Origin of the sequence: Limnohabitans sp. MORI2 (genome assembly GCF_027925025.1) — a bacterium.
Lineage (GTDB): Bacteria > Pseudomonadota > Gammaproteobacteria > Burkholderiales > Burkholderiaceae_C > Limnohabitans.
Genome location: NZ_AP027058.1, coordinates 2475530 through 2489389 on the forward strand (window position 1 = coordinate 2475530; position 13860 = coordinate 2489389).

The 13860-nt window shown below is 51.9% G+C and carries 12 protein-coding genes; 5 read left to right on the forward strand and 7 right to left on the reverse strand.

Going from position 1 to position 13860, the window contains the following annotated elements:
- Nucleotides 1-107: 107 nt before the first annotated feature.
- On the reverse strand, nt 108-1091 hold the full coding sequence (locus QMG27_RS11855; RefSeq protein ID WP_281811563.1) for an FAD:protein FMN transferase: 984 nt from the start codon (nt 1089-1091) through the stop codon (nt 108-110).
- Nucleotides 1088-3133 (reverse strand): 4Fe-4S binding protein, encoded by a 2046-nt coding sequence (locus QMG27_RS11860; RefSeq protein ID WP_281811565.1) that lies wholly within the window; start codon nt 3131-3133, stop codon nt 1088-1090. Before QMG27_RS11860 ends, QMG27_RS11855 begins: the two co-directional genes overlap by 4 nt.
- Nucleotides 3134-3468: 335 nt before the next feature.
- Here QMG27_RS11860 and QMG27_RS11865 point away from each other — a divergent pair, with 335 nt between their 5' ends.
- The 5 genes from QMG27_RS11865 to QMG27_RS11885 are packed head-to-tail and all read left to right on the forward strand — an operon-like array spanning nt 3469 to nt 8550.
- Entirely contained in the window at nt 3469-5481 is a 2013-nt protein-coding gene (locus QMG27_RS11865) for a TonB-dependent receptor (RefSeq protein ID WP_281811567.1), read from the forward strand.
- Between the two features lie 11 nt (nt 5482-5492).
- A complete protein-coding gene (locus QMG27_RS11870) occupies nt 5493-6440 on the forward strand; it encodes a beta-propeller fold lactonase family protein (RefSeq protein WP_281811569.1) in 948 nt (315 codons plus the stop codon).
- Nucleotides 6441-6461: 21 nt separating this feature from the next.
- Nucleotides 6462-7022, forward strand: coding sequence for a cytochrome b (locus tag QMG27_RS11875; protein ID WP_281811571.1), 561 nt, complete (start codon nt 6462-6464; stop codon nt 7020-7022).
- Nucleotides 7019-7906 carry an ATP-binding protein gene (locus tag QMG27_RS11880; protein WP_281811573.1) on the forward strand — a complete coding sequence of 296 codons (888 nt, stop codon included), beginning with the start codon at nt 7019-7021 and terminating at the stop codon, nt 7904-7906. The genes QMG27_RS11875 and QMG27_RS11880 overlap by 4 nt, the downstream gene beginning before the upstream one ends.
- Nucleotides 7903-8550 carry a response regulator transcription factor gene (locus QMG27_RS11885; RefSeq protein ID WP_281811575.1) on the forward strand — a complete coding sequence of 216 codons (648 nt, stop codon included), beginning with the start codon at nt 7903-7905 and terminating at the stop codon, nt 8548-8550. Before QMG27_RS11880 ends, QMG27_RS11885 begins: the two co-directional genes overlap by 4 nt.
- Here the strand turns inward: QMG27_RS11885 and QMG27_RS11890 are convergent.
- From QMG27_RS11890 to QMG27_RS11910, 5 genes are all read right to left on the reverse strand, one after another.
- Nucleotides 8529-9278, reverse strand: coding sequence for a hypothetical protein (locus tag QMG27_RS11890; protein WP_281811577.1), 750 nt, complete (start codon nt 9276-9278; stop codon nt 8529-8531). The genes QMG27_RS11885 and QMG27_RS11890 overlap by 22 nt on opposite strands.
- A 2-nt stretch (nt 9279-9280) precedes the next feature.
- Entirely contained in the window at nt 9281-9796 is a 516-nt protein-coding gene (locus QMG27_RS11895) for a hypothetical protein (RefSeq protein ID WP_281811579.1), read from the reverse strand.
- Nucleotides 9793-10341, reverse strand: coding sequence for a hypothetical protein (locus QMG27_RS11900; protein ID WP_281811581.1), 549 nt, complete (start codon nt 10339-10341; stop codon nt 9793-9795). The genes QMG27_RS11895 and QMG27_RS11900 overlap by 4 nt, the downstream gene beginning before the upstream one ends.
- A 68-nt stretch (nt 10342-10409) precedes the next feature.
- Nucleotides 10410-11177 (reverse strand): hypothetical protein, encoded by a 768-nt coding sequence (locus QMG27_RS11905; RefSeq protein ID WP_281811583.1) that lies wholly within the window; start codon nt 11175-11177, stop codon nt 10410-10412.
- A gap of 108 nt (nt 11178-11285) precedes the next feature.
- Complete coding sequence (locus QMG27_RS11910) at nt 11286-13790, reverse strand: TonB-dependent receptor (protein ID WP_281811586.1); 2505 nt, start codon at nt 13788-13790, stop codon at nt 11286-11288.
- Between the last annotated feature and the right edge of the window lie 70 nt (nt 13791-13860).

Below are 13860 nucleotides of genomic sequence, written 5' to 3' on the forward strand. Positions count from 1 at the left end.
CAAACCCATCGTTAACCCTCGGGTCTCAGCAGTTTGTTTTCAAAGATGTGTCACATCATTTGTCACAGGTGTTCACATTTGGAACACTTTGCTATGTGACATTTCAATCAGCCTGCGGCATGTGGAAAGTTGTCAGACGCTATCCAATTCCCATTTTTAAGAACGACCAAGGCCAATACCCCCCAGGCTTTGGCCAAGTGCATTGCACGGTCATAGCCTCCTACAAATAAGACCTTGGTCAAGGCATCAGCCACCGTACAGGTAGGCGCTGCAACGCTGACACTCGCAATATCGTAGGGGGAATATCCGGTATGGGGATCAAAAATATGGTGGTGTTTGCGATCAGCACTGAACATGCATTGGTCATCCGCTGATGTCGCCAAACTCCACCCCTGCATCGTCACGCGCGTCAACCAATGATCGGCACGATGAGGGTCAGCAATGCCCAACATCCAAGGGCGCTTCCCCTCTGCCAAGCCTATGGCTGCCCATTCTCCGGTGTTGATCAATGCATGCGCCACGCCATCACGCACAAGGCTAGCGCGCACTTGGTCTGCGGCATACCCCTGAGCAATGCCATTGAGAGAAACGCCCATATCGGGTTGGGCAAAAGCCAATCGATCGGCGGTGACCAACAATCGCTGCCAGCCAACTTTTTTACGTGCTTGGTCAACCTCGTCTGCAGCAGGTAATCGCCCCTCTTTTTGAGCTTGCGCATAAAGCTGCCACAAAGGTTGAACTGTCACATCGAATGCGCCATGGCTGCGCTTGGCTAGGTACTGACTGATTCGCAAAATTTTTAGCAAATCAGCGGAAGGACGGATCAACACGCCGCTGGCATTGAATCGGCTGAGCGCGCTGTCAGGACGAAACAGGCTCATCTCGTCCTCAATGCGCTCAATCACTTTTCGGGCACGTTGCAAGGCAAAGTCCAAGGCTTTGGCGTCTACATGTGCCGCACGAAGGGTCAATACCGTGCCCAAGCCTGTGAATGTGATGTCTCGCCAAATCAAGGCCTGATGCTGAGCTGTTACAGCCATGGGCCAAATGCCCAAGCCCAAGCTTGCTTGTATGAAGTTGCGACGTTTCATCTGCTCCCCTTCTCCCTCTTGTCGACGAGATGAATCGGTATCACCGCATGTCGTTCACGCACCTCCAAAATACGTGGCACACATAAGGCATCGCTCTCGTAAATCACCACGCAATCCATGCACTGAAAACACTCGTCGTAATCCACCTTGCCCTGTTTGTCGATGGCTTGGTATGCGCAGTCGCTGCGGCAACGCTGACAGGGTTGGCCACATTCACTGCGGCGCGCAATCCAATCCCAGCGACGCAGCTTGCCTAACACTCCCATGCCGGCCCCCAAGGGGCAGAGATAACGGCAATACCCCTTGTAAACAAAGGCGCTGAGTACCACCATGGCTACAGCCCACACCACAAATGGCCAAGCGCGAACAAAGTTGAGCGTGATGCTGGTTTTAAAGGGTTCGATTTCAACCAATCGATCGGTCCACGTCACCGATACCGCCGCGCAAGCCAACAACACGAGCAGCACCCCGTATTTGATTTTTTTCAGTCGATCGTCCCAGCGCTGCGGGATCCGCCATACCTTCAACCCGAATCGTTGGGTAATTTGACTGACCAAATCTTGCAAAGCCCCAAACGGGCAAAGCCACCCACAAAACGTGCCTCGTCCCCACACGAAAAATGTGACGCCCACAAAAGCCCACAGCAGCACCGTCATCGGGTCGTACATGAAAAAGCCAAGCCCCCTACCTGCCACCACAGCTTGCACGAAGGCCGTGAGGTTGACGATCGAGAGTTGCCCCTGCGCATACCAGCCCACAAAGCACAAGGTGAACAACAAGTAACCGCGTCTAAACCAGGCCATGCGCAATGGATGGCGCATCAACCAAGGTGGCTCGCGCAGAGCCCACACCAGCAAAGCCAGCGCGGCCAGCAACACCGCCAATTCGAGCCAGCGGTCAAGCCAAATGCTGTGCCATGTTTTTTGATCCGATTCGGCTCGCTCCACATAGTCGTGCGACAACTCGGCCACAACACTGAAATGTCGCGTCACCCGCTCGGGGTAAACAATGCCTTTGCTGCGCGTGACATGCAACTCATAGTTCAGCGGCTGAGCGGGGTCTAAGCCCGCAGGTGCAATGACCCGCACCACCATCCACTGCGCATCGACCAGTTCTGCTGGCAGGTTCAAGACGGCATCCAAGTCCATGTCACGAATTTCGATGGGCAATTTTTGCTGCGTCAGAGACAGGCGATCGGGCACGGTTCCACGCACAAAATCCTCCCCCATCAAGGGGTAACGCCCTTTGGCCAGCACCAACAAAGCATGATCGCCAGGGTCCAGTCGCTGCTGCAAGTAGGCCCATTTCTCGGGCGACAACAAGTTCTTGCCCACGGTCGGCACACTCAAATGCGCCACATAGACATCCGCAAAGACCGCGCTGGGCTGTTGCACGGCTTCGGCATCTTGGCCTTCGCCAGCGGTGCCTACAAACGCGCTTTCAATGTCGCTGTTTTTAAAGGTTGCGCGCTGTATCAGTCCTGCTTTTTGCAGGCCAGCCCAGTCAAGGGGTTTGAACACATCGGTGCGAACTTTGGCCACTAGGTCGGGGTCACGGCCTTCGCTGTAGCCCAGCTTGGCACGCGCCACCTTGAGCGAAGCTGCCAACAAGCTTTGGTTCAAGATGCGCACCGAGGCGGTGGCTTTGCTCACGCCGTCGATGTAGACATTGGCACCGCTTTCTTTGCCACTCTTGTTCTGCCCCGTTCCAATCTTGATGCTTTGTTTCAGCGACAGATTTTTGTATTGCTCCACAAATGCAAACAATGGCTTTTCGCCCAAGCCTTCTAGAAACACGGGCTCGTGATGGGATAACACCCGCACATCCAAAAACTCGCCATTGGGATCCAGTGCAATTAGCAAATTAAACGGCGTACCGGAAAAGCCAGGAATCGCCGCAAAGTCTTGTGACTCGAAGGCGTACGCCGCGATAGTGGTTGACGTCAGTTCTTGACGAAAGATAGGCCAAACCGGCAGATCACGCTCTTTTTCGCCCACCACCCAGGGAGCAGGGAATGCACGCTCCATCGCTTCACGCGTCATCACCCCCGCGTGGGCACTTATCAGGAACAACCCTGAGAGAAACAAGGCCACACTCGTTAGAAGATGTGTCACTAGACGAGTCCTCAATTGATCCATTCATTCACAAGTAATTAACAAATCAGAAATCAAAAGCACGAACGATGCCATCACAGATCCGCGTACTCTGAGCTGGAATAAGTTTTGCTAGACATACGCCAGCACCTGCACTTGTATCCATCATGAAAAAAAATAAATTCAGCAAACCTCATCATGCCCTCAAGTTGGCCTCTCTTTTCTACCTGAGTGTTTTCCCTAGCGCTCTCATCTATGCGCAAACAACGACATCCATAAGTGAAGTGGTCGTCCAAAGTGGCCGGCTCGAACAAAAGCAATTTGATGCCCCAGCCTCGATCTTCACGGTCGACGCAGACACCATTCGCAACTCTGGTGCTCAAGTCAACATCTCCGATGTCCTCAACCGAGCCCCAGGCGTTGTCGCACTCAATCGCAACAACTACGCACAAGATTTGCAAATCTCGATTCGCGGTTTTGGATCTCGTGCTGCTTTTGGTTTGCGAGGCATTCGTCTCCTGACCGATGGCATTCCAGCATCGATGCCCGATGGACAAGGTCAAGCATCGACCGTGAGCATGACATCTACCGACCGCATGGAAGTGTTAACAGGGCCGCTGGCACAACTCTACGGCAATGCATCGGGTGGTGTGATTCAAACCTTTACACGCGAAGCAGGTGATACACCCGAGGCACAAGTGAGCTTATATACAGGTTCTTTTGGCATGCAGCGCACAGATTGGCAATTCAGCCAACGCAGTGGTGACGTGGGTCTAGTCGCTGACTACAGCTCATTTGAAATCGATGGATATCGCACCAACAGTGGCGCTCAACGCAAACAGCTCAACAGCGTCATCACGGTTGATGCGAAGCCAGATACGCGCTTTAAATTCATCATTAATATTTTCGATATGCCCTACGCCAATGATGCGCTGGGCTTGACATCGGCACAACTGGCTGCCGATCCGGCACAAGCAGGCACCAATGCCGTGGCAAGGAGAACGCGCAAGACGGTGCAGCAAGACCAAGTAGGAGCCGTGGCCGAGCATCGGGTAAGCAGCGATCTACAACTGCAAGCTCGCATCTATAGCGGCACGCGAACAAATTTGCAGTACCAATCGACCAACCTGTGGACCGGTCTTGACAGACGCTATGAAGGCTTAGGTCTACAAGCGACAGGTAAAGCAAACGTATTTGATGGCCAACGCATGAATTGGGTCATCGGCACGGAGTTCGATCATGCGCAAGAGCAACGCCAAGGAGGCGCCGCTGCCAATGGTGAAAAAAGCGGTGCATTGACGCGCAACGAACTCAATGAGGCAAGCAATCAAGACTACTTTGCGCAGGCGAATTGGTCTTTGGGTGAGCGATACACCTTAACCACTGGCGCTCGTCAGAGCAACGTTACCTTGAAAAGCCGCGACGACATGACATCGGGCGTCGACGGCTCTGGCTCGGTCAATTACAAAGCCACCAGCCCAGTGCTCGGTTTGACTTGGCATGCACACAACAACCTAAACGTTTACATCAACCAAGGCAAAGGTTTTGAAACACCGACCATGGCAGAGGCGGCTTATTCACGCGATGCCAACAACAACTTCGTTGAAAAATTCAACCCAAGCTTGTTAGCCTCAAGAAGTAAACACCTGGAAGTCGGAAGCAAATGGCTGCCATCACCCAGCACACGATTTGATGCGGCGTGGTTTCAGATTGACACAAGCAATGAAATTGTTGCGGCCCTATCGTCCAATGGGAAAACAGCTTATGCGAATGCTGCTCAAACAAAACGAGAAGGGATTGAGTTGGCACTGCGTCACCAGCACACCTCTAACTGGCGCACGCAGGCCTCAGCCACTTTCATGAATGCAACTTACGAGGGAGGCTCAGCCAGCTATAGCCCACCCAATGGCAACAGCTTGCCAGCCATCCCCAAACGTCAAATCTTCGCTTCATTGCAGTGGTCGGAAAAAGGTTTCGCACCAGCGGGACAAAAACCTGCACTGGGTCTAGAGGCTGGTTTAGATTTGATCAATCGTTCACGGATGTGGGCCAATGATGCCAACTCAAGCACAACAGCTGACTACGCCTTGGCATCTGGCTACAGCCAGTTGAATGCACGTATCCGTCAGCGCTACCAAGTGGGAACTGCCCGTTTGGATGCCTTCGTCGGTGTAGACAACTTGACCAACAAAGACACCGTCAGCTCGGTGATCGTCAATCAATCCTCGAAACAATACTTCGAGCCCGGCCTACCTCGCTCTTGGGTTGTAGGTATTCAAAGTCAAATTCCGCTGTAATGCGCTTGCCCATGAAAAACCATCCACGCCTCGCATTGGTCAGTTTCTTGATCACCCTCCATAGCGCAGCATTTGCCGCTGGCCAAGTCTTTGTCACCAACGAAGGCTCTGGCGACATCTCCGTCATCGACAGCAGCACGGACATGGTGGTGCAAACCATTGCCACAGACGGTAAGCCTCGCGGTTTGGCCCTCTGCAAAAATGACCTGCATTTGTATGTGAGCAACCAAAACGGTTCGCAACTCCAAGCCATTCACACCGAGAGCTTGAACATCGACAAAACACTGACTTTGGGTGAGTCTCCCGAAGCGGTGTATTGCTCACCCGATGGTCAATGGGTCGCTGTGGCCAACGAGGGTAGCAATAGCGTGAGCTTCATTTCCACAGCCCGTTGGAAAGTGAGATTTTCTATTCCTGTGCAAGGGAAAAATCCTGAGCACGCGGTGTTCAGCCCCAACGGGAAACTCATGCTGGTTTCTGCAGAAGAGGCGGACCAAATCGACGTGATCGATGTGACCAAACGCAAACAAATCAAAAGCATTCGCGTGGGCAATCGCCCACGCGGGATTGCATTCAGCCCAGATGGCAAAACGGCTTATGTGGCTGTCGAGACCGACAGCTTGTTGGTGGCGATTGACGTGACCAAGCTAACGGTCAAAGGATCGCTATCGGTTGGAACTCGCACCAACGGCCTTGTCATGCACCCCAACGGCAAGTGGTTGTTTGCCAGCAATGGCGGCGATGCCAACGTGGCTGTGATTGACACAGAAAGCTTCACAGTTCACACCAAAGTGCCTGTGGGTCAACGTCCGTGGAATATGGCCATCACACCGGATGGCAACAAGCTCTACGTCGCAGCAGGTCGCAGCCATGCACTCAGCGTGGTGGATGCCAACAACTTCACACCCATCGTCACGATCCCTGTAGGCAAACTACCTTGGGGCGCTGCTGCCAACTGATCTACTGCTTGAAAGACCCGCATGCAAGAACCAACACCTGAACTCGAGCATCAAAACACATCCACACGCTACACACGCGTCGCCATCGCACTGCACTGGTTATTGGCGATGGGTTTGATCTACCAGCTGTGGCTGGGGGTATGGATGGGCGACATTCCCAAAACACCGCCAGGCCTGCGCGCCGAGTGGTTCAACTGGCACAAATCCATTGGTATCGTATTGGGCTTGCTCATCGTGTTGCGTGGCTTGTGGCGTTTGACGCATCGTCCACCTGCACTACCCGACACCATGCCACTTTGGCAAACATGGGCGGCACATACCAGCCATGCCTTGCTGTATGGGTGCATGGTGTTGATGCCCTTGACTGGATTTTTGGGATCTAGCTTCACGGCTTACCCCATCAAATTTTTTGGTACACCTCTGCCTCGTTTGTGGGAGGCATCTGCCGATCTGAAAGAAGTGTTCAGCGCCTTGCATACCGCATGCAGCTATGTATTCATGGTGACGATTGCTGTGCACATTCTTGCCGCGTTGCTGCACATGGTGCGTCGCGATGGCATTGCCAAACGCATGCTGCCATGACCTCCAACCAGGCCACCTCACCCGCATGGCGCGACCTGTTTCGCGTGCTGGTGGTGGTCGTCTTGTTTTGGGTATTGGCTGCGCACTGGGAATTGTCTGAAAAGCTCGCGCACACATTGCAAAGCTATGAGCGTTTTCAGTTAGACGAAGTGCCCCTGACCTTGTTGGTGTTGTCCATTGGATTGGCTTGGTTTGCTTTTCAACGCACGCATGAAGTTTCTGAGTTGCTTGTGGCCAATCGTCACTTGACGCAACGCTTGATGAGCGCCCAAGAAGATGAACGGCGCACCTTGGCGCAAGAACTGCACGACGAAGTGGGCCAAGCTTGCACGGCGTTGCGCATTGAAGCGGCCTACATCACCAAAACCATTCACAGCAATCCAAGTGCCGCGCTTGAAGCGGCGCAGCGCATTGACCAATCATCCCTACGCATGCACAGCTTGGCGCGAGACATGCTCAAACGGTTGCGCCCACCCAACCTTGACAGCTTGGGGCTTGCAGAGAGCATCCAAGAGCTATGTACCAGCTGGGAACGACACTGCCACATTCAATGTCACTGCCTAATGAATAACTTACCCCACGGCTTGCCTGATGTGTTGTGCACTGCCTTGTACCGTGTCACTCAAGAGGCATTGACCAATATCGCTAAACACGCCCAAGCGAGTCAAGTGTGGATCAGCCTCCATGCGCATCAAGATGTGTTGACCTTGTCGATCTCTGACAACGGGCGAGGGTTGCAACAAGGCTCAAATAAGACGCAAGGCCTGGGCCTAACCGGGATGCGCGAGCGAGTTGCTAGCCTACACGGACACATCCATTTCGAAGATGCACAGCCTGGGCTTCGCATCCACGTTGAAGTTCCGATTTCAAAGGCATCGTCATGATCCGAGTTTTGTTAGTTGATGACCATCCCGTCGTTCGCGCAGGCTACGCACGCTTTTTAGAACAAGAAGGCGATATCTCCGTGGTCGCAGAAGCAAGCTGCGCCACCTCTGGCTACATCGCGTATTTGCAATACCAGCCGGATGTGACCATCTCCGATATTTCCATGCCCACAGTGGGTGGGCTTGAGTTGTTGCGCAAGATCAAGCAACGCGATGCCAAGGCTAAGGTCTTGATGTGCAGCATGTATGACGGACGCAACTTGGTGCGTAGCGCCCTAGAGGGTGGGGCCATCGGTTTTGTCACAAAAAACTCGCCCCCTGAAAACTTGGTGACTGGCGTGAAATCAGCGCACAACGGACAACGCTATTTGAGCGACGATTTATCAATCAACCAATTCGAACAAGCAACAGACGATGAGGCGGATCGCATTGCCCAACTCACCCTGCGTGAATTAGAAATTTGGCGCCTCTTGGCTCAAGGTTGTACCGCATCTGAATGTGCTGAGCGCTTGAACATCAGCCTCAAAACTGTGGCCAACAACCAAACTCAAATCAAAGAAAAACTAGCCGTCAACAACACTGCTGCGTTGGTTCATATGGCTCAACGCCATCAGCTGATTAATCAATACATATCGCTGAGTTGATAAGTCACTTTGCCTCCTGTCATGAATTGACCCGGCACAATTTCTTCTCTGGAAAACTTGACCAAGCCCACTCTTGGGCAATACCACTCGTGGCTAATGAGAGGCACATCATTGAAGCCATTGATGGGATCGGTAAAGAGGCGAACACTGGCTTCACCTATCACATGCGCGCATCCGGTGTACTTAGCCAATGGCACTGCAACGTCTTCGTTCAGCGCCTCTACACGAAAAGTCATGATCGCTTTATGGCTTTGCTTCAGGTCATTTGGAACCTGATTAGGGCGACGAATCAAGTACGGCACAGTTATGCCCCCATCCCATGAGTCTCCAACTCGAAGAGGCGTTTTAAGTATGTAGCGGCGACTTGGGTCTTTGGCTGCATGCTCTTCCAGATCTGTCCGGTGCGCCACCCGGTAGATGCCTGTGTCATCCCTGCGAATGTAGTATTCAGCGCCATCAGCACTACGCCGGACCCAAGTCGTCATATCTTCAAAATCAATTTTCCGATCTACTGAGAGAGTCAATGTTTTCTCGATTGCCGGATCATCCATTTCTGTCGCGACTTGATATATCCATGTTTTCCCCACCGTCAGAGGGAACAATCCATGACTAGGGTCATCTGCATCCAGTACCTCGGACTGAGCTAGGTAAAAAATCAATCCAAGTGCAACAGTGATGAAGCATCCTATTTGGATTTTTTTTGACTGAGTAATTGTTTCGAATTTCATGGTTACTTTTCCGGCAGCTGCGCAGCAGGCATGTCTCTGAGTTTGATGCGCTGCACATCTGCACCGGCAGGTTTCAACCACGATACGCCACGCGAGCCGCGTTGCGCCGATTCAACAACCCCCATTTGCGAATTGCCATTGCGATTCTTCTTCATGCCTTCTTCAAAAAGACTGTGAAGGCCTTTTTCATAAGGAAACCTAAAGGCACGTGGTTCACCTGAAGGTCGGTTGTCTGTCAGTGGCTGCAGCCACACAAAGATTTCTCCTTTTGTTTTGTCTTTCAAAGGCTCCTCAATCACGGCGGCAAGCAACACGAACCTAGGCGGTAACTCTCGTGAAGATGCCCAGCCTTGGCTGTCGTTGAGAGCTTGGTAACCAATAAAGTAGGAGGCTGTGACCACCAACACCATCAGCATCTTGTTGCGATTCGTCAGATTGCCATGCATGCATAAACAAAGCAGCAAAAAGCACAAGACGGCAAATCCAATCGACAAGGCCAAAACGACAGTGGAGTTCATTTTTGTGTACTTTCAACAATGGATTTAGGCAAAGTATTCACACTCAAAACCTCACCCTGACTACCTACAACAAATCGACAGGCCGTTCGCTCTTCACCACTGCGTGGCAGTTGAACGGCCCCGTAGTAAATCACTTCGGCTTTTGGATTAACTTTGACAACTGATACGTTGGCTTCTACTGCTTTCTTATCTTTGCTCTGATAGTAATGAACGTTAACGGTATATTCACCTGCGGCAAAACCCCGTATGGTTACCACCTCTTGATTCAACGGATTGACCACTTCTTGACCATTCATCAGCAATGTATCGTTGGCCATGCCGCGATCATCGCGATCTAAGTGCATCAGCCCGGCATCTCGTTTTTTAAACCAGACCACATTGCCCGCGGGATCCTCCACCCACGTATCAAGATCGTTCGGATTCATATCCGGCCAAGTGACGGTGATGATGAATTCTGCATGGGCGGGAATATCACCCGATTTATTGGATTTTGGGTTGAATGCCAACAAGGCAATCACGAAACAAAAAACGAAGGCAATGAGCATGTTGAACAACATGTCATAAAACGGGTCTGCCTCTGGCTCACGTGGCTTTCGTCTGGAAATGCCCACTGTCAGCAATCCATGATTTTTTGCAGATCGACTTCACTGATCTTGATCGCCTTGGCAGTTACGTAATCGGCAAAGCGATCCAAGCGCATCAACTGTATGCCAAGCAAAATATTGGCCGTCAGCCCTGTCATGGTGGTTAACAGGGCAATACCTAGACCACCCGTCAGTGTTTTTAGCACCGCAGAGGTTTGCCCAGAATCAAAACTACTCATCTCGCCTAGTTGCAAGGCCATGATGGAAAAACCAATTACTTTGCCAAGCAAACCCAACTTGAGCAATACACCATTGATCCACCATGGCATTTCGTGTGGTGCAGATGTTTTCTCTGCCAGCAAATCAACCAAACGCGAATGGTCTCTCCAAGCTTGGCCCTTGCTTTGGATAGCCGTGAAATACTCGTACGCCCACGATGATTGTTTTCGCTTTAACCAGTCTTTAGCTGCAGATGGACTGTCGATAAGTAAGGTCTCGAACTGTGTGAAGTGTTCGTACTCTTGCTCTAATTGATTGGCCCTCAGTCCAACCCATACGGTGGCACCCACAAACAAAATGACGATCAAGGCCGTGAGGCAGGTTGGATCGGCACTCAACAGAGAAGCCCAAACACCTTTTTCATACAGCAAGTAACCGGCAAATAGCAAAAGTCCAGCAAACGACGCCCATAGCGCCAAGATCGGCTCAATATCGACTTTGGCATCCACCGAATTGGGTGGCAATACAGGCTTGCCAAAGCTCGGCAAACTGAAGGCGTTAGTTAATTTCAAATTCACACCCAGTGGCTAATTTATTTGCAATGTAACTGAAAACCTAGCTCTCAATTTGGATATTGAGCCTGAGACGCTAAGCCAATTGACAGAGCGCTCCGACTGGTCAACACATCAGTTGAAGTTGTGTCGCATGCTCAGCCAGACGCTGCGTGGCGCGCCGGGAGCAACAAACATGCTGTTTTGCAATGGATATTGAGCGGGATTGCCTACACCTGCATATGGCCGAGCCACAAACTGGGTGCCGTTTGCATTGAAGGCAGTGGGCCCTAATTGGGCTGCTGTCGCATATTGACGATTGAACAAGTTCATGATGTTCATCAGCCAAGTTGTATCGCGTGAAGATTTGTAGCTGGTGTTGAAGTTCACTGTGCTGTAGCCAGCCGTTTTGCCACTTCCCAAGTAGTTCCCGCCGTTGGCTTGGTGTTGGTTGTTTTCATTGCCGCGTGCATACATACTGCCAAATGCAGTGACCCCAACACCACTGCGCCATGCGTCACTCCACTGGTAATCGCCATGCAGTTTCAGAATTTGTTTGGGTGTCAATGGCATCGTGTCACCGGCCTTGATGGCGATGTTTCCATCTAAACCAGAGCCATGAAGATCATTGCTACTGTTAGCAGCTCCGCCCAATGTTTCTGCGCTTTGATAGGTGGCTTGCAGCCATGTGTAATGCGCCCCATAACTCAACGCACCTTGTTTGCTGTTCAGCCCAAGCTCTATGCCTTGGCGAAGCGTTTCGCCAAAGTTTTTAAAGTACCCAAAAGAATTGGCGTTGGGTGCGGCGACAAACAAAATATCGTTGGCGCTTTGAGCGCGGAAAACACCTGCTGTCCATTGTGTGTCTTTAGACAAAGATCCACGCAATCCCGCCTCCCAAGACTTCGTCACTACTTGTTTCAAAGGCGGGTCACCTGCCATTGCATTGGGTAGTTTGCAAGGATTAGCGGGATCAGCGCAACCTAGCTCGATGGATGTTGGTGTACGGCTGCTTTCGCTATAACCCACATAAGTACTCAGTGCTGGGTTGATGGCGAATGCCAAACCAGCTGCCGGGTTGAAGCGCTGGTACACGTAGTCTCCATCCAAGGAGCCGGCCACTCCGCTGGGTTTAATCTGATCTTGGTTACTCACATGAGTTCTGTTGTAACGGCCAGACAGGGTGACGTGCCAGCGATCATCCAGAGAAATGGTGTCTGTCGCAAATACGCTCCACGTGGTGGCTTGGCCCTTGAGGTTGACACGGTTGTCAAACGGCGTGCCATCGACGTTGCCACCTGTGACGCCATCGGCATAAGCATTGATGCCTGTGATGCTACGGTCTGGATTGACATACCCTAATTGGCTCGATTGCTCAAACTTTGTGCGGTTGGTGTCGTAGCCCATGCCACCTGTGAATTGATTGCGATGTCCCAGCAGAGGATCTAACAAAGTCAATTGACCCGAAAAGCCGTGATTGCTTTGATCTGTACTGGTTCGGTTTAACAGCCCTGTGCACTTCTCGCCTGGCTCGTCGTTTTGCAGTGCTTGAGCAATGCATCGCCACATTGGAAAGGGTGTATTTGTTTTGTTCAAGCCTGAAGTTGCTGTTGGATAACCGGTGTACCCAGCACTTTGCAAAGCGGCTCTATCAGCAGCACTCAACTGATAAACAGACTGATCCAAAGATCCTTCATTCACATCCCCATTCAAGGTTCGTGTGCGCATGGTTCGGTAATAAGCATTGCCAGCAAACAAAGTGTTGTCATCAATGACATGCTTGCCCGTGAGGTTGAGCAAGGTCGAGCGGTTGTGCGTTTCATCGGGCTTGGTGTAGACGCTGCGGTAATCATTGGCCAGCATGCGCTCTTCTTGCAGACCGTTACCGGTGAGTGCGTTGTTGGCGTGGCTCATCGTCAGAGCGACATCGGTCGGGCCATCTTTCCAGCCCAGCTTGCCAAAGGCTTGGCGCACACGCGAGGGTGATGCCTCGCGCCATCCCTCTTCGTTGAACACATTGCCTGTCACGAACCAATGCAAACCTTTGTCATTGCGTCCCCCATGCTCAAGCTCCATTGAGCGGCGTTGATTCGACCCAAGCGTTGTTTGCACAGATGTACCGGGGCTTGTCAGGCCTGATTTTGTTTGCACAGCAACCGCACCACCCAAGGTGTTCAAACCAAACAAGGGATTGGAACCGGGCATGAGGGTCATGTTCTGAATGGCAGAACGGGGAATCAAATCCCAGCTCACCACATCGCCAAACGGTTGGTTCATGCGCATACCGTCCATGTACACCGACAAACCTTGTGGTGTGCCCAGCAATGGCGACGCGGTGAACCCGCGGTAGTTCACATCCATTTGGTGCGGATTGCCTTGCACCTCGTTCACATACACGCCACCCAGACGCTGGTTCATGAAGCTCGACAAGTCCAAGGCTTGGCTGTTGGCAATGTCTGTGCTGTTGGCCGTTTGGACCGCCGAAGGAATTTCGGACAAAGGCTGCGATAGACTGGGAATAGGCATGGTGCCCACGATGGTGACGACGGGTAACTCAGCCGCATCTTGCGCCATCGCGCCAGAACTCATGCACACGGCTGCGACAGCCAAAGCAACCCAAGAAGGACGAAACGTATTCATGCAAACCAACCCATCAACAACCTCTGATACAAGGCAACATGCCTTGACTGAATGTTGATGAATTTAGGTG